20 protein-coding genes are annotated in these 20,628 nt (G+C 65.0%); 11 read left to right on the plus strand and 9 right to left on the minus strand.

Features of this window, described 5'->3' with window-relative positions:
* Nucleotides 1-32: 32 nt before the first annotated feature.
* Entirely contained in the window at nt 33-524 is a 492-nt protein-coding gene (locus ACYCVF_RS09885) for a DUF721 domain-containing protein (RefSeq protein ID WP_459602071.1), read from the minus strand.
* Between the two features lie 157 nt (nt 525-681).
* On the opposite strand from ACYCVF_RS09885, the gene mutY reads away from it, so the two are divergent.
* Nucleotides 682-1,782, plus strand: a complete 1,101-nt coding sequence (gene mutY, locus ACYCVF_RS09890) for an A/G-specific adenine glycosylase (protein WP_459602735.1) — start codon at nt 682-684, stop codon at nt 1,780-1,782.
* Nucleotides 1,783-1,849: 67 nt separating this feature from the next.
* Nucleotides 1,850-2,269 (plus strand): PaaI family thioesterase, encoded by a 420-nt coding sequence (locus ACYCVF_RS09895; protein WP_459602073.1) that lies wholly within the window; start codon nt 1,850-1,852, stop codon nt 2,267-2,269.
* A 217-nt stretch (nt 2,270-2,486) separates the two neighbouring features.
* Here ACYCVF_RS09895 and ACYCVF_RS09900 read toward each other — a convergent pair whose 3' ends face one another.
* On the minus strand, nt 2,487-3,758 hold the full coding sequence (locus tag ACYCVF_RS09900; protein ID WP_459602075.1) for a flavin-dependent oxidoreductase: 1,272 nt from the start codon (nt 3,756-3,758) through the stop codon (nt 2,487-2,489).
* Between the two features lie 128 nt (nt 3,759-3,886).
* Between ACYCVF_RS09900 and ACYCVF_RS09905 the strand changes: the two genes are divergently transcribed.
* Nucleotides 3,887-4,507 (plus strand): glutathione S-transferase family protein, encoded by a 621-nt coding sequence (locus ACYCVF_RS09905; protein ID WP_459602077.1) that lies wholly within the window; start codon nt 3,887-3,889, stop codon nt 4,505-4,507.
* Nucleotides 4,508-4,704: 197 nt separating this feature from the next.
* On the opposite strand, the gene ACYCVF_RS09910 is transcribed toward ACYCVF_RS09905, so the two are convergent.
* Nucleotides 4,705-5,622 (minus strand): LysR family transcriptional regulator, encoded by a 918-nt coding sequence (locus ACYCVF_RS09910; protein WP_459602079.1) that lies wholly within the window; start codon nt 5,620-5,622, stop codon nt 4,705-4,707.
* A 91-nt stretch (nt 5,623-5,713) separates the two neighbouring features.
* On the opposite strand from ACYCVF_RS09910, the gene ACYCVF_RS09915 reads away from it, so the two are divergent.
* The 5 genes from ACYCVF_RS09915 to ACYCVF_RS09935 all read left to right on the plus strand — a co-directional run bounded on the left by ACYCVF_RS09915 (nt 5,714) and on the right by ACYCVF_RS09935 (nt 11,866).
* The gene (locus tag ACYCVF_RS09915) at nt 5,714-6,157 is read left to right on the plus strand and encodes a nuclear transport factor 2 family protein (protein WP_459602081.1); all 444 of its coding nucleotides are present in this window, start codon (nt 5,714-5,716) and stop codon (nt 6,155-6,157) included.
* Between the two features lie 53 nt (nt 6,158-6,210).
* A complete protein-coding gene (locus ACYCVF_RS09920) occupies nt 6,211-6,378 on the plus strand; it encodes a DUF1127 domain-containing protein (protein WP_459602083.1) in 168 nt (55 codons plus the stop codon).
* Nucleotides 6,379-6,540: 162 nt separating this feature from the next.
* Nucleotides 6,541-7,059, plus strand: coding sequence for a biliverdin-producing heme oxygenase (locus ACYCVF_RS09925; protein WP_459602737.1), 519 nt, complete (start codon nt 6,541-6,543; stop codon nt 7,057-7,059).
* Nucleotides 7,056-9,602: an HWE histidine kinase domain-containing protein gene (locus ACYCVF_RS09930; RefSeq protein WP_459602085.1), complete on the plus strand. Its 2,547-nt coding sequence runs from the start codon at nt 7,056-7,058 to the stop codon at nt 9,600-9,602. Before ACYCVF_RS09925 ends, ACYCVF_RS09930 begins: the two co-directional genes overlap by 4 nt.
* 254 nt (nt 9,603-9,856) lie before the next feature.
* Nucleotides 9,857-11,866, plus strand: a complete 2,010-nt coding sequence (locus ACYCVF_RS09935) for a methyl-accepting chemotaxis protein (protein WP_459602088.1) — start codon at nt 9,857-9,859, stop codon at nt 11,864-11,866.
* Nucleotides 11,867-11,917: 51 nt separating this feature from the next.
* Here ACYCVF_RS09935 and ACYCVF_RS09940 read toward each other — a convergent pair whose 3' ends face one another.
* The 3 genes from ACYCVF_RS09940 to ACYCVF_RS09950 form a co-directional block, all read right to left on the minus strand.
* Nucleotides 11,918-12,598, minus strand: coding sequence for a glutathione S-transferase family protein (locus tag ACYCVF_RS09940; protein WP_459602090.1), 681 nt, complete (start codon nt 12,596-12,598; stop codon nt 11,918-11,920).
* Between the two features lie 127 nt (nt 12,599-12,725).
* On the minus strand, nt 12,726-13,052 hold the full coding sequence (locus ACYCVF_RS09945) for a hypothetical protein (protein ID WP_459602092.1): 327 nt from the start codon (nt 13,050-13,052) through the stop codon (nt 12,726-12,728).
* A gap of 186 nt (nt 13,053-13,238) precedes the next feature.
* On the minus strand, nt 13,239-14,369 hold the full coding sequence (locus tag ACYCVF_RS09950) for a DNA methyltransferase (protein WP_459602094.1): 1,131 nt from the start codon (nt 14,367-14,369) through the stop codon (nt 13,239-13,241).
* Nucleotides 14,370-14,783: 414 nt separating this feature from the next.
* On the opposite strand from ACYCVF_RS09950, the gene ypfJ reads away from it, so the two are divergent.
* The gene (gene ypfJ / locus ACYCVF_RS09955; protein WP_459602096.1) at nt 14,784-15,725 is read left to right on the plus strand and encodes a KPN_02809 family neutral zinc metallopeptidase; all 942 of its coding nucleotides are present in this window, start codon (nt 14,784-14,786) and stop codon (nt 15,723-15,725) included.
* A gap of 188 nt (nt 15,726-15,913) precedes the next feature.
* Nucleotides 15,914-16,477 (plus strand): molybdenum cofactor biosynthesis protein B, encoded by a 564-nt coding sequence (gene moaB, locus ACYCVF_RS09960; protein WP_459602098.1) that lies wholly within the window; start codon nt 15,914-15,916, stop codon nt 16,475-16,477.
* A 198-nt stretch (nt 16,478-16,675) separates the two neighbouring features.
* Here the strand turns inward: moaB and ACYCVF_RS09965 are convergent, their stop codons facing one another.
* Together ACYCVF_RS09965 and ACYCVF_RS09970 are read right to left on the minus strand one after the other, a co-directional pair.
* On the minus strand, nt 16,676-17,635 hold the full coding sequence (locus ACYCVF_RS09965) for a bifunctional helix-turn-helix transcriptional regulator/GNAT family N-acetyltransferase (protein ID WP_459602100.1): 960 nt from the start codon (nt 17,633-17,635) through the stop codon (nt 16,676-16,678).
* Nucleotides 17,636-17,697: 62 nt separating this feature from the next.
* Nucleotides 17,698-18,273, minus strand: coding sequence for a glycosyltransferase family protein (locus tag ACYCVF_RS09970; protein ID WP_459602102.1), 576 nt, complete (start codon nt 18,271-18,273; stop codon nt 17,698-17,700).
* 322 nt (nt 18,274-18,595) lie between these two features.
* Here ACYCVF_RS09970 and ACYCVF_RS09975 point away from each other — a divergent pair, with 322 nt between their 5' ends.
* Nucleotides 18,596-19,435, plus strand: coding sequence for an RMD1 family protein (locus tag ACYCVF_RS09975; protein WP_459602104.1), 840 nt, complete (start codon nt 18,596-18,598; stop codon nt 19,433-19,435).
* On the opposite strand, the gene ACYCVF_RS09980 is transcribed toward ACYCVF_RS09975, so the two are convergent.
* A complete protein-coding gene (locus ACYCVF_RS09980; protein ID WP_459602106.1) occupies nt 19,429-20,628 on the minus strand; it encodes an acetate/propionate family kinase in 1,200 nt (399 codons plus the stop codon). The two genes, ACYCVF_RS09975 and ACYCVF_RS09980, sit on opposite strands and share 7 nt — an antisense overlap.

The following is a 20,628-nucleotide window of genomic DNA, read 5'->3' on the forward strand; positions in this document are numbered from 1 at the left end:
CGGAGGGGTCCAGTTTGGCAGCGGAATGAGGCTCAATTTCGCTTGATGGCGGCCCCGAGCCGGGCCAGCGCCGACTTGAGCTGTTCATCTTCGATCTCGCCCAGGCGCTCCGCCACCTCGGCGACGCTCGTGGGGTCCGGGGGGGTTGGTCGCGCCCTCCGCCGGGGCCGCGAGAGGGGGGCTTGCCGGAAGGCCAGCTTGCCGACCGCGCTCCAGCCGAAGAAGCGGTTGACCCGTTCCAGGATGACGTCGGCAGAGTGCTGGATCTCCAGCGCCATCGGTCCCTCGACCCGCAGCACCAGGGTCGCCGGCTCCTGCGGCTGTCCTTCCACCGGGCGCGGCCATTGCATCTTGAGTGGCTCGGCATGAGCCGCGATTTCCGGCCCTGCGATCTGCGCCCACCGCGTCACCAGCTCGCGCGCTGCAAAGCCCTGCTTGGCATAGGCATCGGCAAAGACGTCGTCGAGCAGGATGCCGAGCGGCTTGGCGCTGATAGGGCCGGGCTTGGGAGGGAATTTGGACATGGGCCCTTATAGCACCGTGCGCGAGGCGTCAGGTACTGCTGCCGGCATGGACAGGCTTGTGCCGGCCATCCGTCTTGCCGCGAAGAAAGACGTGGATGCCCGCGACAAGCGCGGCCATGACGTGGAGAGATTGGTCCCGCGCCGTTACAGTGCCAGTATGCCCCTCAAGTCGGCCCGCAAAGCGAAATCGGAACCAGCGCAACCGGAACGCTTGGCTCGACCGCTGGCGCTCCTCCAATGGTACGACCGGCACCGCCGGCGCCTGCCCTGGCGCGCGGCGCCCGGAGAGACATCGGACCCTTACCGCGTCTGGCTGTCGGAAATCATGCTCCAGCAGACCACGGTGAAGGCGGTCGGGCCTTACTTCGAAAAATTCGTCGCGCGCTGGCCGGATGTCACGGCCCTGGGCCGGGCCTCTCTCGACGACGTGCTGCGGATGTGGGCCGGGCTCGGCTACTATTCGCGTGCACGCAACCTCTACGCCTGTGCGGTCGCGGTGACGCGCGAGCATGGCGGCGTGTTTCCCGACACGGAGGAGGGGCTGCGCGCGCTGCCTGGCATCGGCCCGTATACGGCAGCGGCGATCGCCGCGATCGCGTTCGACCGTCGCACCATGCCGGTTGACGGCAATATCGAGCGCGTGGTGTCGCGCCTGTTCGCCATCGAGGAAGCATTGCCGCAGGCCAAGCCGCGGATCCAGCAGTTGGCCGCGACGCTTCTCGGAGACTCCCGTGCAGGCGACAGCGCGCAGGCGCTCATGGATCTCGGCGCCTCGATCTGTACGCCGAAAAATCCGGCCTGCTCGTTATGTCCGCTGAACGAGGATTGCACGGCGCGCCTGCAGGGCACGCAGGAGACCTTTCCGCGCAAGGCGCCCAAGAAGAGCGGAACGTTGCGGCGCGGAGCGGCCTTCGTCGTCACACGCGGCGAGGAGCTGCTGGTCCGCAGCCGGCCCGAAAAGGGCCTGCTCGGCGGCATGACCGAAGTGCCCGGCTCGGACTGGCTCGCCGGCCAGGACGACGCGGCGGCGAAGCTGCAGGCGCCGGCGCTGAAGGGGCTATCGCGCTGGCAGCGCAAGATGGGCGTCGTCACCCACGTCTTCACACATTTTCCGCTGGAGCTGGTGGTGTACACGGCGAGGGCCGCAGCCCGCACCCGCGCGCCCGAGGGCATGCGCTGGGTGCCGGTCGCCACCCTTGCGGACGAGGCGCTGCCCAATGTCATGCGCAAGGTGATTGCGCATGGATTGGGTCTCTAGGATCCATCCTGCTGACACCGGGCTGTCAGCAGGCTTGCGCTATTCAGGGCGGGCAACGGAGGTTCACATGGTCAAGACTGCGCTGGACAACTTTCGAAGGCCGCCCTGCGCCGAGCTGTTGGGCTGGCGCCTGCTCGACGCCCGCCCGCAGGAGGGCTGGATCAAGCTTGGCTTCGAGGGCAAGCCGGAGTTCTGCAATCCGGCGGGTTTCATCCAGGGCGGGATGCTCTCGGCCATGCTCGACGACACCATGGGCCCGGCCGTCCTGGTGATGAGCGAGGGCCGGCTCTACACCACCACCATCAGCATGACCGTGAACTTCCTCAGCCCCGCAAAGCCCGGTCCGATCGTCGGCGAGGCGAAGGTGACACAGCTCGGCAAGACGATTGCGTTTGTCGAGGCCAAGCTGATGGCGGAGGACGGCACCGTGCTGGCGACGGCCAGCGCGAGCGAGCGGCTGCTGGAGGCGGCGAGGGTGGTGCGATGAGTAGTCTAGCCGCGCACTCCGCTTTCCTTCTCCCCTTGTGGGAGAAGGTGGCGCGAAGCGCCGGATGAGGGGTTTCTATCAGCGAGTTCAAACGAGAGTTGGACTCGCGGAGACACACCCCTCACCCAGGTGACTTTGCGTCTACCGGCGTCGCTGCCCTCTCCCACAGGGGGCGAGGGCACATCAATGTGCACAAGTCCGAGAAGAGTCAGGAAGCTCACGCGCGCACGCCCGCGCTCACGATCGGCGGCTTCGCATTCAGCGCCTCCACCTGGAAGCCCGCCACGCGCTTGTAGTTGGCGGCGATGTCTTCCAGCTCCTTCTGCGACAGCACATCCGTCACGACCTTGTAACCATCCGGCGCGCGCTCCTCGACGAGCTGCATCACCTGCTCGGGCCCGTTCTTGCGGTTGAGCAGGACGAGGTCCGTGGTCGCGGGCCGCCGCTCGGCCTCATAGGCGAGCAGCGCGGCATGCGTCGGGCCATGCGCCAGGATCTCGCGCGCGATGACGCGGGCGTCGAGGATCGCCTGCGAGGCGCCATTCGATCCGATCGGATACATGGGATGCGCGGCATCCCCCATCAGCGTGACGCGGCCGAAGGTCCACTGCGACACCGGATCGCGATCGACCAGCGGATATTCATAGGCGTGCGGGCAGTTCTTGATCAGGCCGGGCACGTCGAGCCAGTCGAACGTCCAGCTTTCGAACCAGGGCAAGAACTCCTCCAGCCGCGCGGTGCGGTTATAGTCCTCGCGCCGCCATTGATAGGTCGGCGGCATGTGCCGCTCGGCGACCCAGTTGATCAGATGGTTGCCCGCCGCATCCGCCTCCTTCGAGATCGGGTAGCAGACGAATTTCAGGATCTCGTGCCCAGCCATGATCATGGTGCGGCCAGTGAGGAAGGCCTTTGCGGGCGTGACGCCGCGCCAGAGGATGCGGCCGTTCCAGATCGGCGGGCCTTCGCCCGGATAGAGCTTCTCGCGCACGGCGGAATGGATGCCGTCGGCGGCAATCAGAATCGTGCCGTCGTAGGTCCCGGCGGCTTTGCCGGTCGCCTTGTCGATGAAATCGGCGCGCACGCCATCCGCCGTCTCGGTCCAGCCGGTCAGGTGATGGCTGGTGAGGATGTTCTCGCGGCCGAGCCGTTCGACTGCGGCGTCGAGCAGGATCTGCTGGAGGGTGCCGCGATGGATCGAGAATTGCGGCCATTTGTACCCGGCCTCGAGCCCGCGCGGCTCGCTCCAGATCGGCTTGCCGTGCTTGGAGAAGTAGGCGAGTTCGCGGGTCCGCACGCCGCTGGCGTCCAGCTTGTCCAGCAGGCCGAGCTCGATCAACTCGCGCACCGCATGCGGCAGCACGTTGATGCCGACGCCGAGCGGCTTCAACTCGGCGACGCTTTCGAACACCTTTGCGGGAACGCCGATCTGGTGCAGGCTGAGCGCAAGCGTCAACCCGCCGATGCCGCCACCGGCGATGAGTACCGTCATGACAAACCCCTCCCTGTCGCAGGCGTCTTGGCACAGGCGGGCGGCGGTGGGCAACTGCGAAGAGGATATCCTGCTATGGACCTGAAGGCCGGCAGCCGTTAACTTCCGGCTTTCCCATGAGGTCCGACATGCTCAAGCTCTACTACGCCACCGGCACCTGCGCACTCGCCACCTATATCACCCTCGAGGAGGCCGGCGCCGACTACACGGCCGAACGGCTGAGCTTCAAGGATAACCAGCAGAACAGCCCGGACTATATCGCCATCAACCCGAAGGGCCGCGTCCCGGCGCTGGTGACCGACCGCGGTGTCCTGACCGAGACGCCGGCGATGCTGGCCTATATCGCGCAGATGTTCCCCAAGGCGAAGCTCGCGCCGCTCGACGATCCCTTCGACTTCGCCCAGGTGCAATCGTTCAACTCCTATCTCTGCTCGACCGTCCATATCAACCACGCCCACAAGATGCGCGGCGCGCGCTGGGCGACCGAAGAGAGTTCGTTTGCCGACATGAAGGCAATGGTCCCGAAGACCATGGCCACCTGCTTCAAACTCATCGAGCAGAACATGTTTCGGGGACCCTGGGTGATGGGCGAGCAGTTCACGATCTGCGATCCCTATCTCTACACGCTCTCGAACTGGCTCGAAGGCGACAGCGTCGACATCAATGCGACGCCGAAGATCGCGGACCACTTCAAGCGCATGTCGGATCGGGCCGCCGTGCGCAAGGTGATGGAAGCGCAGAAGGCGTAAGGTTCGGCGTCATATTCCTCCGGTCGTCCCGGACAAGCGCGCGTAGCGAGTGCTGATCCGGGACCCACACCGCGGGATCTCTCGACTGCGATTGGTGGAAGTCCCGAATGACGTCTTCGCCAAACGTCTCCCTGTATGGGGTCCCGGATCTGCGTTTCGCTTGTCCGGGACGACACCGGATGTTTTGAAGCCACATCCTAGCCAGCGCGGCCCTTCTCCAGCTCCCGTCCCGTCTCCAGCATCAGCCGCCGCAGCCAGATCGAGCCGGGGTCCATCTGCGCGCGGGTCGGATGAAACATGAATTGCTCGTCGATCCCGGGGTCGAGCGGCGGCGTCACCGTGGCGAGGCCGAACTGCCGCGAGAGCGCCACGATCAGCCGGCGCGGCACGAAGGCGACGAGGTCGGTGCGGGCGGCGACGTGCAGCGCCTCGAGATAGCCTGACACCACCAGCGAGATATGCCGCTCGATGCCTTTGCTGCGCAGCCAGGTGTCGATCAAATCCTCATTGCTGCCGCGAATGATCACGCCGACATGGCGCGCGGCCAGGAACGTCTCGCGCCGCTTCAGCTTCGCGGCCATCGGATGACCGCGGCGTACCGCCAATGCGTCGCCGTCGGTATAGAGCAGCTGGCGGTGAAAGCCCTTGAAGGCATTGCCGATCGAGATCACGAGATCGATGGTGCGGGCGAATTCGGCGTTGAAGATTGCAGGTCCTCGCCATGGCACGATTTCGATGCGGACGTTGGGCGCAGCGCGCGTCACTTTTTCCATAAACGGCGGCATCAGCAGCTCCACCGCGAGATCCGGCATCATCAGGCGGAATTGCCGCTCGCTGCGCGCCGCGTCGAAATCCTCCGGCACGAACAACCCGCGGACCTGGTCGAGCGCGTGGGCCAGCGGTGCGCGGAGCGCCTCGGCCCGCGGGGTCAGCTCCATCCGTGCGCCGGTGCGCACCAGGAGCGGATCGCCGAAGATGTCGCGCAGGCGCTGCAGCGCATGGCTCGCCGCCGGCTGCGACAGCCCGATCCGAATGGCGGCGCGGCTGACATTGGCTTCGCGCAGCAAGGCGTCGAGCGCGGTCAGCAGGTTGAGATCGAGTGCGTTCAAATTCATGAAATGAATAGATATCATATCTGCTATCGATTTGAAGAATTCAGGTTCTGCGTCGATGATCCTCCTGTTCTCAGCACAAGGAGATGCCGCCATGACCACGACCGCCAACAAGAGACTGATGCAGGAGATCTTTGCCGCCGCGGCCGATCCCGATCCGGCCGCGCGGGACCGAGCCCTGTTCGCCGCCAGCCTTGCCGACGACGCCAAATGGGTCGTGACCGGGCAATATTCCTGGTCGCGCACCTTCGCAGGGAGGGAGGCGATCCTCAACGACCTGCACGGCTATGTCCGCAGCCGCCTGCGCGATCGCACACGTACAATCGCCCACCGCTTCATCGCCGATGGCGACATCGTCGTCGTCGAGGCCAAGGGCGACAGCGTCACGCCGGACGGTGTGCGTTACGACAACGACTATTGTCTCGTGTTTCGTCTGGAGGACGGCAAGATCAAGGAGATCCGGGAATATTGCGACTCAGTCCTGACCGAAAAGGCGCTCGGTCCTTTTCCGCAGGCTCCGGTGAGGGCCGTGAGCTGACTGGACTGAGCCGCGTCGCCTCCGCCGGCGGATACCATCAGGCAGCACCGACGATGGTGGTGCGGGCCTGGCGGGCGGTGGTCGACTTGATCCGTATCAGGCGCGAACGGTCCCGAGCCCGGGATCGACTCGCTGCCATGACCGAGCGGGAACTTCTGGACCTGGGGATGACACGATCGGAGATCGCTTACGAGCTGCACAAGCCCCGCCCGCGAAGGTAGGACGCGGCCAATGCCGGCGGAACTTTCGGGTTTCGCCGGTGTTTCATTCGCTTCCGGGGCAATTGCGCCCCGGCATCGTGCGTGCTTGGGAATTTCATGCTGGCTGGGGTTTCTAACGTTTCGATACAGGTTAACCGCAGCTTCCCCGGACTCCGCGAGCGACTGAGAGATGCGACTGCGGACGCGCACCGGGAACTCGATGCACGGCTTTCATCGTTCGATCTCACCGTCATGACGGGCTATCGCCGCTTTCTTCGAGCCAGCGCCGGCGCGCTGCTTCCGCTCGAAGCTGCGCTCGAGCAGGCAGGCGTCTCCCGGATGTTTCCGGACTGGCCGGAGCGGTCGCGTCGTGCCGCGATCGCAGCCGATCTCGGACGCCTCGGCAGCGCCGCGCAATCCATCGTGCTCGTGCCGCCGCTGACGCGCGGTGGTGTGCTCGGCACGATGTACGTGCTGGAGGGCTCGCGGCTCGGAGCCAAGTATCTGCTGAAGCAGGTTGCGGATGTGGACGATCCGCGCATCAATGAGGCGATCAGCTATCTCAGCCATGGTGCAGGCAAGCGGCTCTGGCAGAGCTTCCTGTCGAAGCTTCAATGCGAAGAGGCTTGCGACGACGCTGAGGTGATTCAGGCGGCACGCGCCGCCTTCGCCGCATTCGAGCAGGCGGCAGACTGCGCATGAACGAAGCCGTCAATCTCACCAATTGCGATCGCGAGCCGATCCACGTTCCCGGCAGCGTTCAGCCGTTCGGTTTCCTTCTGGCTGTGCTCTCGGACTTCACGATCTGCATGGCCTCGGACAATGTCGGCAGCTTCCTCAGCTTTGACGTTGCCGACCTGCTGCAACGGCCATTGTCGAGCGTGATCTCGGAGGCGACCGTCCAGACGATCCGCAGCCGTGTCGATCATCTCGCAGGGCCGGATGCGACCGAACGTCTGTTCGGTGTCGAGCTCCAGGCCGGCAAGCCGCTTTACGATCTGTCGATCCATTTCTCGGGCGCCTATCTCGTGGTGGAAGCGGAGCCGAGCGTCCACGAGCCCGGCATCAATTCCGGCGAGCTCGTGCGCTTGATGCTCGAACGAATCCGCAAGACGCGCGGCATGGCCGATCTCGCGCGGGAAGCGGCGCGCCAGCTCAAGGTGCTGACCGGTTTCGACCGCGTCATGGTCTATCAGTTTCACCCGGACGGATCGGGCGAGGTGATCGCCGAGACCGCGGAGGCGGGACTCGAATCCTTCCTCGGCCTGCGTTATCCGGCATCCGACATTCCGCGGCAGGCCCGCGCCCTCTATCAGCGCAACTGGCTGCGCATCATCGCCGACGTCAATGCCGTGCCGGCGGCGCTGGTGTCCACGGCCACGCACAATGCCGGGCTGCTCGACCTCTCGATGAGCGTGCTGCGCTCGGTGTCTCCGATCCACATCGAATATCTGCGCAACATGGGTGTCGCCGCCTCGATGTCGGTGTCGATCCTGCGCGACGGCAAGCTGTGGGGTCTGTTTGCCTGCCATCACTATTCGCCGCGCTACATCTCGTTCGACAAACGCACCGCATCCGAGCTGTTCGGGCAGATGTTCTCGTGGATCGTGGAGGGCCGCGAGCGCGAGAGCGACGTTGCCTACGAGGCTCGTGCTCAACAGATCCAGGAACGGCTGATCGAGACCGCGGCGTCGCACGAGCATAGCCGGCGCGCGATCGTCGATTTCGTCGGCGACTACCGGAAAATGATCGATTGCGACGGCGTCGCAGTGTGGTCCGACAACGGGATCACGCTCCAGGGCGAGACGCCTACCGAGGACGAGGTCAAGGACCTGGTGGCCTTCATCAACCGGACCTCGCCGGGTCGCATTTTCGCCAGCGCCCAGATTGCTCAGGTCTATGCCGCCGGTCAGGCCTTTCGCGACCGCGCGGCGGGCTTTCTCGCCATCCCGATTTCGAGGACGCCGCGCGACTGCCTGATCTTCTTCCGGCGCGAGGTCCTCCAGTCCGTGAAATGGGCCGGGGATCCCAACAAAGTCTACGATGAAGGCCCCAATGGTCCTCGGCTGACGCCGCGCAAGAGCTTCGAACTCTGGCAGGAGACGGTGGCTGGACAGTCGAAGCCGTGGTCGGCGTCGGACATCCGCATTGCCGAGAGCCTGCGCGTCACCCTGCTCGAGGTCATCCTGCAACTGTCGGACCTCGCCGCGCGCGAGCGACGCGGCGCCCAGGAGCGGCAGGAGCTGATGATCGCCGAACTCAACCATCGCGTTCGCAACATCCTGAGCCTGGTCCGCGCCCTGGTGGCGCAGAGCAAGGACACCGCGACGGGCGTGGAGGAATTCGCCAGCGTTCTCGGCGGTCGAATCCAGGCTTTGGCGCGCGCGCATGATCAGATCACCAACCTCAATTGGGCGCCGGTCGCGCTCCGGACGCTGGTCGAATCCGAGGCGGGCGCCTATCTCGGCGCGCGTGCCGACCGCGTCAAGGTGGGCGGGCCTGACGTCGCGCTCGATCCCAGGGCTTTCGCGACACTGGCGCTCGTCGTGCACGAGATGATGACCAATTCCGCCAAATACGGAGCGCTCGCCGATTCCACCGGCAACGTCGAGGTGGTCTGGCGGCTCGATCCCTCATCGAGCCTCGTCATCGAGTGGAAGGAGAGCGGCGGTCCGCCGGTGCAGCCGCCGTCAAGGCGCGGCTTCGGTACCACCATCATCGAACGCTCGGTGCCGTTCGATCTCAAGGGTGATGCCGAAATCCGTTTCGACCTTCTGGGTGTGCAGGCGAAGTTCGTCATTCCGCCCAATTTCGTCCAGCTCGTGCCATCCATCGGAACCGCCACCATGCGCATCGAGGAACAGCAATCAGCCCGACCCAGGCTCTCCGAGACCGCGCTGATCGTCGAAGACAACCTGATCATCGCCATGGCCGCGGAGGTGATCCTGCTCGACCTCGGCGCCCGCCACGTCGACACCGCCGCGAGCGTCGACCAGGCGCTGCGCTCGATCGAGCGCACCCGGCCAAGCTTTGCGCTACTCGACCTCAACCTCGGCAACGAGAGCAGCATCAAGGTGGCGCAGAAGCTGAGGGAGATCGGCGTGCCCTTCATCTTCGCGACCGGCTATGGCGAGCGTGCGCCAATCCCCGTCGAGCTGGCTTCGGCGCCGGTGATCCAGAAGCCCTACACGCTGGAAGTGGTCGAGAACGCACTCGGCAAATTGCAGCAGGTCGGCGCCCGGTAACGTTTGCGTATCGCGTTCGACATGCCGCTGCGCAATGCTGCGGGACGTTGCAAGGCTGCCGATAAAATCAGCAGATTTTGTACCGGCCGATCGAGCCGCGCGAACAATTTGAAGGTTCAATTAACGAGTGTCCCCCATGGTGTCGCAGTGCAGCGTGGGTCGCCAGGACGCGACGTGCGGCTGCCAGAGTGGCCGTAGCGATCGCCGGAGTTGTTCGGCCCCTCGAATTCAATGCATCTGGGTGGACAATGGGAATGCCGAAATTTCGTTTGCGGATCAGGGGACGCCTGTACGCAGGTTTCATGGCCCTGGTGGCGGTCGGTCTCGTGATGGCAGTGGTTGCCGTCTGGAATCTGCGGGAGGTGCAGGATCAGGTCGCGAGACAATCAGCGCTCTCGGACAGCACGGCGCGGGTGCTGGAAATATCGGCCCATTTGCAGGCGATCCAGCGGGCCAATTTGCGCTACGTCTACGACGCCAACGAGCCCGCGATGAAAGAGGCGCAAGAGCGGGAAACTGCGGCGACGGAGCTGTTGCGAGCCGGCGTGAACGGGGCGCTCTCCGAGGAGCGGCGAACGCTCTATAACGGCCTCATCGACGACATAGCCAAAATGCGACGTCTGCGTGACAATCTCGGGGATGCCGTCAACGAGGCGAGAACGGGCAAGGCGACGCTGCTACCCAGTGGCGAAGAGCTGGCCGTCAAGATGGGCAAGCTGGTCGATACGGCCCGCGCAGCCGTTGACGAAGACACCGCAGCCCTGGTGGCAGACCTCGAATCCAGGATCCTTCTCGTTCGGATCGCAAACTGGCGCTTCCTGGCCGTACGCGACATCCAGGGGCCTGCGAATTTCAGGGCGAGCGTGGACAGGGCATCGCAAAGGCTCGTGGCGATCGAAAAGAGCCCGCAGGCGGCGGAGTTGCGCGCCACACTCACGCCGGTGAAGACCTCGCTCGGAATCTACAGATCGGCGTTCGAGACGACCTCCGCCGCGATGCTTCAGGCGGACGAGATCTACCACAAGAACCTCGCGCCCCTGATCGTCGACAGCATCGGCAAGCTCAAGGCCGCGGAAACGACCCTGAAGAAGGACTACCGGGACTCGCGCAGCAATGCCGAAGCCGTGATCGCCGGCACGACCACCGTTCAGGAGATAGCCGGCGGGATCGCCATTTTGTTCGGCGGCATCGTCGCCTTCCTGATCGCCCGCAGCATCGTCGGTCCCCTGACCTCGATGACGCATGCGATGGGGCGGCTTGCCGGCGGCAATCTCGCGGTCGAGATTCCCGGCCGCGGCAGGGCCGACGAGATCGGCGACATGGCCAAGGCGATCCAGGTGTTCAAGGACAACATGATCGAGACCGAGCGAATGCGCGCGGAGCAGGCCGAGCTCGAGGCGCGGCAGGCCGAGAATCGCAAGAAGGACATGGTCAGGCTCGCCGATCAGTTCGAGCAGGCGGTCGGAGAGATCGTCAACACGGTGTCGGCGGCCTCGAGCGAGCTCGAAGCCTCCGCAGGCACACTGACCACGACCGCCGCGCGGGCCCAGGACCTCTCGACCGAGGTCGCCAGCGCTTCGCAGGAGGCCTCGGCCAATGTGCAGGCTGTCGCCTCTGCTACCGAGGAGCTCTCCTCGTCGGTAACCGAGATCGCCCGCCAAGTGCAGGAATCCGCCCGCATCGCCACGGAGGCGGTCGGTCAGGCGAGCAGGACCAATGCGCGCGTCGGCGCGCTCTCCAAGGCCGCCGCCCGGATCGGCGACGTGGTCGAGCTGATCAGCACCATCGCCGGTCAGACCAACCTGCTGGCGCTGAACGCCACCATCGAGGCGGCCCGCGCGGGCGAAGCCGGCCGCGGCTTTGCGGTGGTCGCCTCGGAAGTGAAGGCGCTCGCCGAGCAGACTGCGAAGGCCACCGGCGAGATCGCCCAACAGGTCTCCGGCATCCAGGCCGCGACGGAGGAGTCGGTCGGCTCGATCAGGGAGATCAGCAACACCATCGAGCGGCTGTCGGAGATTTCGTCGACGGTTGCCGCCGCCGTGGAGGAGCAGGGCGCGGCGACGCAGGAGATCTCCCGCAACGTCCAGCAGGCTGCCCAGGGCACGCAGCTCGTGTCGTCCAACATCGGCGACGTGCAGCGCGGTGCCTCCGAGACCGGCTCGGCCTCCTCGCAGGTGCTTTCGGCGGCGCGCTCGCTCTCGGCCGATAGCAACCGCCTCAAGCTCGAAGTGGCCAAGTTCCTGAACTCGGTCCACGCTGCCTGAGTCATCAAACGCGAAAGGCCACGCGCATGCGCGTGGCCTCGAAGGGCGCGATCAGGCCACCTTGGTCGCCATGTGCTTGAACATGTTGCTGCGTGCTTCGTCGTCCATCTCGGCCTTGAAGGTGAACTTGTCCTTCAGCGCGATGGCGCGCGCCGCCGCGGGACGCGCCGAGATCTCGTCGACGAGCCGCTTCACATTCGGATAACGCGCGAAAGCATCGTCACCCAGCTTGAACGGCACCATCCGCGCCCAGCCCCACAGCGCCATGTCGACGATCGAATAGCTGTCGCCGGCCATGTAGCGGCGGCCTTCGAGGTGAGCGTCGAGAATCCTGTAGTGGCGATCGGTCTCGTACTGGTAGCGGTTATGGGCGTAGTCGTGGCTCTGCTCCTTCGGCGCGAAATGCTTGAAGTGCACGGCCTGACCCGAATACGGCCCGACGCCCGTCGCCACGAACATCAGCCAGGACAGCAATTCGGCGCGGTTCGAGGGCAGGAACTTGCCGGTCTTCTCGGCGAGATAGAGCAGGATCGCGTTCGAGTCGAACACGATGGTGCCGTTGTCGTCGATGGCCGGCACCTTGCCGTTCGGATTGATCTTCAGAAACTCCGGCGTGAATTGCTCGCCCTTGCGGGTGTCGATCTTCACCGGCTCGAAGGCCAGTCCGGACTCCTCCAGAAACAGCGCAACCTTGGTCGGGTTCGGCGATCCGTTGAAATAGAATTTGAGCATCGAGCATCTCCCCGGTGACTGTTGTGCGCGCGGACGCGGCGTGGGTTAGTCGGACCTTGTCTTGCCTGAATCCGTTGCGGGAGAGCAACCGGCGAGTTTGCCGGGCGGTATCTGCGCGGTACGCAGGTCAAGCGGCGTAACAAAGGCCGATGGCCGCCGTAATGACCATCGCCGCGCCAACGGCTTCCAGCCGCAGTCCCAGCCGCGCGGCCAGATGCATGTCGGAAGCCCGGGCCGTGCGCTCCGGTCCGCGGGCATAGCCGTGAACGATGACGTCGTGGTTGAAATCGTCGTGCGCCTCGTTGCTGCTGGCGAGCCCGACGCAGATCACGAGCACGCCGAACAGGGCGAGGCCGAAAAATCCCAACAGCGCGATCAGGAACATCGGAAACATGCCGACCAGGAAGATCGGCAGCAGCGGCACCAGCAGCAATGTCTCGGACTGTCGTCGCATGGGAGCCGGCCCGGTCGGTGCGGGACTGATCGGGCGAATCTAGTCCTCAAGGAGGCGGCTTTCAACCGCGTCGTCATTCCGGGGCGCGCCACTTGGCGCGAGCCCGGAATCCATTGGACGACATGTGCTGAGGTTGGATGGATTCCGGGTTCTCGCTTCGCGAGCCCCGGAATGACGGAGAAGAGGCTACTCCGCCGCCATGCCGGCGCGGATCTCGGCACGCAGTTCGTCGATCAGCTTGAGGCCCTTCTTGGTTTCGACGTGCCAGAAGGTCCAGCCGTTGCAGGCCTGCGCGCCTTGCGCCACGGCGCCGATTCGGTGGATCGAGCCGACCTTGTCGCCGAACATGATGGCGCCATCGGCGCGCACCAGCGCACCGAGCTTCTTCTTGGCGTCGAACAGTTTCGTGCCGGGCATGATCATGCCGCGCTCGATCAGCTCCGAGAATGCCACCCGTGGCGCTTCGCGCGCCGTCATGAACGGGGCGAGGCTCGCCTCGGGCAACGGCTCCACCGCGGCGATGCGCGCTTCGGCCGCCTTGGCGTAGGTCTTGTCGCGCTCGAAGCCGATATAGGAACGGCCGAGGCGCTTTGCGACCGCACCGGTCGTGCCGGTGCCGTTGAAGGGATCGATCACGAGATCGCCGGGCTTGGATGACGACAGTAGCACGCGCGCAAGCAGGCCTTCCGGCTTCTGCGTCGGATGCACCTTCTTGCCGTCCGCGCCCTTGAGGCGTTCCTCGCCGGTGCAGAGCGGGATCAGCCAGTCGGATCTTGCCTGCACGTCCTCGTTGGCGGCCTTCAGCGCCTCGTAGTTGAACGTATAGCCCTTGGCCTTCTCGTCGCGCGCGGCCCAGATCATGGTCTCGTGCGCGTTGGTGAACCGGCGGCCGCGGAAATTCGGCATCGGATTGGTCTTGCGCCAGACGATGTCGTTCAGGAGCCAGAAGCCGAGGTCCTGCATGATCGCGCCGACGCGGAAGATGTTGTGATAGGAGCCGATCACCCAGATCGTCGCCGACGGCTTCATCGCGCGGCGGGCGGCGAGCAGCCAGGCACGGGTGAAATCGTCATAGGCCGCAAACGAATCGAACTTGTCCCAGTCGTCGTCGACGGCATCGACATGGGATTCATCGGGACGCTTGAGATCGCCCTTGAGCTGGAGATTGTAGGGTGGGTCGGCGAACACGAGGTCGACCGAACCAGCCTGAAGCTTCGACATCTCGGCGACGCAATCGCCGAGAATGATGCGATGCGACGGGGACTCAAAATTTGTGCGGGGCGCCCTTGCAGACGCCCCGCGACGCGACTCTACCATGACTCAAGAACTCTGACTCAGGCGACGCTGTCGGCGACGCGGGACCAAACAACCGACTGGCCGTTACATTGAAGGGGCAAAGTAAAAATCGACTTAACCCGCTGTTTTTGTGAGCAGGCCTTGCGTCGTCGTTCGTGCGCGCGTCGCTGCGCGCATTTGCCGTATATTGCAGTGTATTTCGCCTTTGCTTGCGCTGCGGCAGCAATCGTGGCTGCATAAAGGCTGCAAATTCCTCTCGGAAAAAATTGCTCGACCCTCGGAAAAAATTGCTGGCATCGACATGCTGTCGCACTAGGCAATTTTTGCCGGCCACGATATTGATGAAATCAACGGAAATTTTACGTGTGTGGCGCGTTGAGCTTTCGCGCCCATGCGCCGTCGAAACTGAATCAGGACCCCCAAGGGAAAGCCGCCATGCGTTACGATGACTTCCGCCGCAGCGACGACATCGAGGATCGTCGCGACGAAGGTGGCGGCTTTGGCGGCGGCGGCGGAGGCGGGTTCGGCCTGCCGATGGGCGGCGGCGGGCTCGGCATCGGCACCATCATCATCCTCGGCCTGGTCGGCTACGCCTTTGGCATCGACCCCCGCATCCTGATCGGCGGCGCAGAGATCCTCACCGGCGGCGGCCATGCGCCGACCTATCAGACTGATCGGCAGGCGTCCTCCGGCAAGCGCGGCGCGCCGACCGACGAGATGGGGAGCATGATTTCCGGCATCCTCGGCGAGATCGACGATCGCTGGACCGAAATCTTCCAGGCCAGCGGCCAGTCCTATACCGGTCCGAAGATCGTGTTGTTCCGCAACGCCACCAATGGAGGCCGCTGCGGCATGGCGCAATCGGCGATGGGGCCGTTCTATTGTCCGCCGGATCGCACCATCTTCCTCGACACTTCGTTCTTCCGCGAGGTCGAGACGCGCTTTCGCGGCTGCTCCGGCAAGTCGGCATGCAGTTTCACCACCGCCTACATCATCGCGCACGAGGTCGGCCATCACATCCAGAACCTGCTCGGCATCATTCCGCGCGTGACGCGGCTGCAGCAGCAGGCCGGCTCCAAGGCCGAGGCCAATGCGCTCCAGGTGAAGGTCGAGTTGCAGGCCGACTGCCTCTCCGGCGTCTGGGTCAATCGCGAGGCGAAGAAGCGTCCGAACTTCCTGGAGCCCGGCGACATCGAGGCTGCGCTGACCACGGCGAGCGCGATCGGCGATGATACGCTGCAGCGCCAGTCGACGGGCCGCGTCGTGCCGGATTCCTTCACCCACGGCTCGGCGGCGCAACGCAAGCAATGGTTCATGACCGGCTACCAGCAGGGCACGGTGCAGGCCTGCAACACGTTCGGCGCGGGAGCGTTATGACGGAGATCTCGTGCCCCGGACGCTGCGCAGCACCATAAGCGCGTTTACGCGCGTCTTCGACACGCTATGGTGATGCGCTAAAGAGCCGGGGCCGACCTTGCTGGCGCCTCCAGGGGTCCAAAAGTATGGGTCCCGGCGCTGCACCGCTTCGCGCTGCATCGCGTCCGGTGACACAAGAGGAAAGCCCAATGGCCTCCATGGACGAGACAAAGCAGTTCATCCCGCTCAACATCGCGGTGCTCACCGTGTCGGACACGCGTGCGCTGGCCGACGACAAGTCCGGCCAGACGCTGGCCGATCGTCTCACCGCCGCCGGCCATCATCTCGCCGCGCGCGAGATCGTCACCGACGACGTCGAGGCGATCCGCGCCGTGATCCGCCGCTGGATTGCAGATAGCGGCGTCGACGTCGTCATCACCACCGGAGGCACCGGTTTCACCGGACGCGACGTCACGCCCGAGGCGATCGAGCCCCTGTTCGAGAAGCGCATGGACGGCTTCTCGATCGCGTTCCACATGCTGAGCCACGCCAAGATCGGCGCGTCGACGATCCAGAGTCGCGCCACCGCCGGCGTGGCGGGCGCCACCTACATCTTCTGCCTGCCGGGTTCGCCCGGCGCCTGCCGCGACGGCTGGGACGGCATCCTTGCGGCTCAACTCGACTATCGGACGCGTCCCTGCAATTTCGTCGAGATCATGCCGCGCCTGGACGAGCATTTGCGACGGCCCAAGGCGCAGGGCGCGACGGTGTAGGTGCGGACGATGATGCTTTCTTCCCTTCTCCCCTTGCGGAGAAGGTGGCGCAAAGCGCCGGATGAGGGGTATCTATCCGCACGGAGTGCTCGGAGACATACCCCTCACCCAGCTGAGTTCGCGTCTACCAGCGTCGCTGCCCTCTCCCGCAAGGGGCGAGGGCACATTCATGCGCGCATCTCGTTTGTTGCGAAATAATCAGAGATCGCGCTCCCACGTCTCCCCGACCAGATCGGCACCGAAGCTGTGGTGCTTCTCTTCCTTCACGAGCTTGAAACCAGCACTTTGATAGATGCCGCGCGCAGCCACCAGAATGCTCTGCGTCCACAGCGTCATCTTGCTGTAGCCTCGCTCGCGTGCGCCATGAATGCATTGCTCGACCAGCGCGCGCCCGACACCGAGCCCCCGTGCATTCTTCTCCACCAGCAACAGGCGCAGCTTGGCGATCTCGTCCGTGGCCTTGACCAGAAAGATCGAGCCGACCGGCTCGCCGCCGGCCTCCGCGATCCAGCAATGCTCGCGCGCGGCGTCGTAGTTCTTGATGAACTGTGCGCAGATCTCGGCGACCAGCGCCTCGTAGCTGATGTCCCAGTTGTACTCCGCGGCATAGGCGATGGCCTGCCGGGAGACGACCCAACCCATGTCACCGACGCGATGGCTGCGCAGGATGAAAGCCGCGGGCTGGCTTCGACGTTGCTCCAGCACGGACTCGATGGTTGCCATGGCCTGCGTGAGCCGCGTCACGTCGCTGGCCGAAAGCCGAGCCAGCATGGCGGCGACCTCGTTTTGCGAGTTCAGGTTCAGCTTGGCAAAGGTCTGGCGGCCCTTGGCGGTGAGGCTGAGCTGGTATTGCCTGCGATCTGCGGGCAGGGGCCTTCGCGTGATCAGTCCCTTTTCATCGAAGCTCTGGACGATGCGGCTGAGATAGCCGGGGTCCAGACCCAGCTCGGTTCCGATCTCTTTTGCCGCGAGGTCGTCGCGATGCGCCATTTCATAGAGCACCCGGGCTTCGCTGAGCGAAAACGGGCTCTTTCCAAGGTGCTGGTCGAGCACACCCAGCTTGCGGGTATAGAAACGATTGAAGGCTCGGACGGCTGCGATGTGGTCGTCGGCGACCTGTCCAGCCGCTGGGCTTGATGGCGAAGATTGGGACGGCATGGGACACCTCGATAGTTGCCATTGTCAATTAATCGATTGACTTTGGCAAGTATCAGGCCGCTTCAGCCGACCATGACGATCCGGCTGCGCAGCAGAGTCCGGGACGACCGACCGAGCCGCCTGAGCAACCGCGCCTCGGAATGGCGGGCTTGGGGCGGGTATCCGCCGATCCGGTCATAGTGATCACGTGCGATCAACAGCCCCTGATCGCCGAGCGGACCGACCAGCCTGCGCGCCACGGCCCGGAGGACGTCGCGCAACGAGGTATTCCTGTAAGGCGAGCGCGCATAGCGGAATACCGCTGCACGATCCCGGCCGCTGGTTGCGACGGCCTGGATGAACTGCGTGGTTTCCTCGATCCAGCCGGTCTCCAGCACGGCGCCGGCGGGCAGGAACATCAACCATGGCGACCGGGCCTGGAGTGCGCCGGCGGCGAGCGCAGCGCCTTGCGAGGGTCCCTCGAACCCTATGAAACGGCAGCCTGCGACGTCGGCAACGCGCTCAATGACGCCGTTGCGGGTGCCGTCGACCAGAAGGACCTCCCGGATGACGCCTGCAGCAGCGCCGGGGACCAGCGCGGCCAGGGTTGCGACGGCCGTCTGCTCGACACCTTCGGTCGCAATGATGACGCTCAGCATGATTGAGGCTTCGGTGTCTGCACTTCGGGAGAAGCGTAGCGTTATATGATGTTGTCATAAACCCGTAGCGCTGCCGAGTGCAACTTTCCGGCGGAGCTTCGGCGTGCGATGGTAAACTGCAGCCAGTCATCGCAGCCAAATGTGTCACGCGCGGGCTGGTAATATTGCCGAATGTTTCGGCACAAGCTCATCCTGACGGAATTGACCCGAAGCTTCATGGCGCCATTTCGCTGTGTGCGGTCGGTAGTCCTCTCGGAGGGAGATGCAGCTTGCAGGCAGGTGGAAAGAAGATGTGCGATCTTGGCGCCGGCGGAGGCCTCACATGAACGCCGACCAACTCCCCGTTGGCACGGCATCGACGCCGCCGAAGCCGGAGGCTGTGCCGACCTTGCGGATCCGGGCGCTGATGCTGGGCGACCGCATCAATGCGTCTGGCCTGGAGATCGGCACGCTAGTGTCCTCGACGCCGGCCGCCTTCCGCGTCCATGCCGGTCTTGCCGTGATCTTCCGCTACGGCGTCGTCGTGTTGATCGGGCTGCTTCCGTCCGAGGAGAAGGTCCTGATCGACACCTTGAAGTCGCGCGTGACCGGAGAGCTCAGCCCGTACGAGGAGGAGATCGCGCAGGCGCAGCTGTGCAACGATGAGGCGGCAGAGGCGATCCAGCCGGGCGGGCCGATCTGCCTCGCCAAATTTTCCGACGACCGGCTGCTGCTGGTTGCGGATGCGCTCGCCAAGAGCACGTCGCTGGCGCGTGACGAGCGCCGCGTCGCCGCGGTCTTCGATGTGATCGAGCCGTTTGCGCGGGAGCTCGCCGAGCACGGCCGCACGCCGCCTGGCCGCAAGGGCATCCTGCAACTGATCGGAAGCGCGCTGCTGGTGCAGCAGCGCGTCGCCGGCCGCGTCGCCGTGGCCGAGAAACCCGACGTGCTCTGGGAAAAGCCCGAGCTCGACCGGCTCTACTCACGTCTCGAGGACGAGTACGAATTGAAGGAGCGCCTCGACACGCTCGAGCGCAAGCTCACGGCCATCTCGGAGACCGCCAACGCGCTCACCGACATCATCGACACCCGGCGCTCGCTCCGCCTCGAGATCGCGGTTGTGGTGCTGATCGTGATCGAGGTCGCGATCAGCTGTTTCCAGATCCTGACCGGCACTCACTGAGGCGCGGCGGCGTGGCATCCGCGGATCAGTGCCGCGCAATGGCGTGCGATCGTCTTCTCTTCGTCGGTCGGAATGACGAAGACTTCGACGGCGCTGCCGCTGTTGTTGATGCGCTCGCGCGCGGCATCGTTCGCCGCGGTATCGATGCGCACGCCCATCCATGCGAGACGCTCGCCGATCGCGCGGCGGATGTCGCTGGCATGCTCGCCGATGCCGCCGGTGAAGATCAGGCAGTCCAGGCCACCGAGCGTGGTCGCCATCATCGCGACCTGCTGCGCCGCGCGGAAGGTGAAGAGATCGACGGCATCGCGTGCTGCAGCCGTGCCGCTCGCGAGCAGCGTGCGCATGTCCGCGGAAATGCCGGAGACGCCGAGCAGGCCGGATTCGTGATAGAGCAGGCGCTGGACCTCCTCGACCGACATGTTCTCGTGCTGTTGCAGATAGAGCAGCACGCCGGGATCGATTGTGCCGCAGCGCGAGCCCATCACGAGTCCGTCGAGTGGCGTCAAGCCCATCGTGGTGTCGATGCTGCGGCCGCCGCGCAGCGCACAGAGGCTTGCACCATTGCCGAGATGCGCGATGACGGTGCGCTTGGCAGCTAGCTCCGGTGCGATCTCGGCGAAGCGCCCGGCGACATATTCGAACGAAAGGCCGTGAAAGCCATAGCGCCTGACGCCATGCGCCTCGAAGCGCCGGGGAATGGCGAAGCGGCTCGCCGGCGGCGCGAGGCCGTGGTGGAAGGCGGTGTCGAAACAGGCGATCTGCGTCAGCTCGGGCCGGATCGCCGCGAGCGTGCGGACTGGCGCGAGACTGCGCGGCTGGTGCAGCGGCGCCAGCGGCGTCAATGCCTCCAGCTTCGCGGTGATGTCGTCCGTCAGCGCGACGGGGCCTGAATAGTCCGGCCCGCCATGAACGATGCGGTGACCGACCGCCCGCAGGCTGCGTTCGCCGAACCGGTCCCCGATGAAGGCGAGCACGTCGGCGAACAGATGGCCGCCAGCAGGGTCCGGTGCCTCCCTCCGCGTCTCGAACAGGTCTTCGCCGGCGGGGCCCTTCACCACAAGCCGGGGTCTCGCCTCGTGCTCGTCGAGCAGGCCCTTGCACAGGAGAACGGGGGCGGTCGCGGAGATGTCGAACAGGCCGAACTTGATGCTCGACGATCCGGAGTTGAGCACGAGCACGGTGTCCGGCAT

The sequence above is a fragment of the Bradyrhizobium cedriense genome, assembly GCF_054602315.1.

Excerpts from the sequence above, each read along its gene's own strand:
- mutY (WP_459602735.1), top strand. The coding sequence starts at position 682 with ATGCCCCTCAAGTCGGCCCGCAAAGCGAAATCGGAACCAGCGCAACCG.
- ACYCVF_RS09915 (WP_459602081.1), top strand. The coding sequence starts at position 5,714 with ATGACCACGACCGCCAACAAGAGACTGATGCAGGAGATCTTTGCCGCC.
- ACYCVF_RS09900 (WP_459602075.1), bottom strand. The coding sequence starts at position 3,758 with ATGACGGTACTCATCGCCGGTGGCGGCATCGGCGGGTTGACGCTTGCG.
- ACYCVF_RS09905 (WP_459602077.1), top strand. The coding sequence starts at position 3,887 with ATGCTCAAGCTCTACTACGCCACCGGCACCTGCGCACTCGCCACCTAT.
- ACYCVF_RS09920 (WP_459602083.1), top strand. The coding sequence starts at position 6,211 with ATGGTGGTGCGGGCCTGGCGGGCGGTGGTCGACTTGATCCGTATCAGG.
- ACYCVF_RS09980 (WP_459602106.1), bottom strand. The coding sequence starts at position 20,628 with ATGCCGGACACCGTGCTCGTGCTCAACTCCGGATCGTCGAGCATCAAG.
- ypfJ (WP_459602096.1), top strand. The coding sequence starts at position 14,784 with ATGCGTTACGATGACTTCCGCCGCAGCGACGACATCGAGGATCGTCGC.
- ACYCVF_RS09910 (WP_459602079.1), bottom strand. The coding sequence starts at position 5,622 with ATGAATTTGAACGCACTCGATCTCAACCTGCTGACCGCGCTCGACGCC.
- ACYCVF_RS09965 (WP_459602100.1), bottom strand. The coding sequence starts at position 17,635 with ATGCCGTCCCAATCTTCGCCATCAAGCCCAGCGGCTGGACAGGTCGCC.
- ACYCVF_RS09970 (WP_459602102.1), bottom strand. The coding sequence starts at position 18,273 with ATGCTGAGCGTCATCATTGCGACCGAAGGTGTCGAGCAGACGGCCGTC.
- ACYCVF_RS09975 (WP_459602104.1), top strand. The coding sequence starts at position 18,596 with ATGAACGCCGACCAACTCCCCGTTGGCACGGCATCGACGCCGCCGAAG.
- moaB (WP_459602098.1), top strand. The coding sequence starts at position 15,914 with ATGGCCTCCATGGACGAGACAAAGCAGTTCATCCCGCTCAACATCGCG.
- ACYCVF_RS09930 (WP_459602085.1), top strand. The coding sequence starts at position 7,056 with ATGAACGAAGCCGTCAATCTCACCAATTGCGATCGCGAGCCGATCCAC.
- ACYCVF_RS09940 (WP_459602090.1), bottom strand. The coding sequence starts at position 12,598 with ATGCTCAAATTCTATTTCAACGGATCGCCGAACCCGACCAAGGTTGCG.
- ACYCVF_RS09935 (WP_459602088.1), top strand. The coding sequence starts at position 9,857 with ATGCCGAAATTTCGTTTGCGGATCAGGGGACGCCTGTACGCAGGTTTC.
- ACYCVF_RS09950 (WP_459602094.1), bottom strand. The coding sequence starts at position 14,369 with ATGGTAGAGTCGCGTCGCGGGGCGTCTGCAAGGGCGCCCCGCACAAAT.
- ACYCVF_RS09945 (WP_459602092.1), bottom strand. The coding sequence starts at position 13,052 with ATGCGACGACAGTCCGAGACATTGCTGCTGGTGCCGCTGCTGCCGATC.
- ACYCVF_RS09895 (WP_459602073.1), top strand. The coding sequence starts at position 1,850 with ATGGTCAAGACTGCGCTGGACAACTTTCGAAGGCCGCCCTGCGCCGAG.
- ACYCVF_RS09885 (WP_459602071.1), bottom strand. The coding sequence starts at position 524 with ATGTCCAAATTCCCTCCCAAGCCCGGCCCTATCAGCGCCAAGCCGCTC.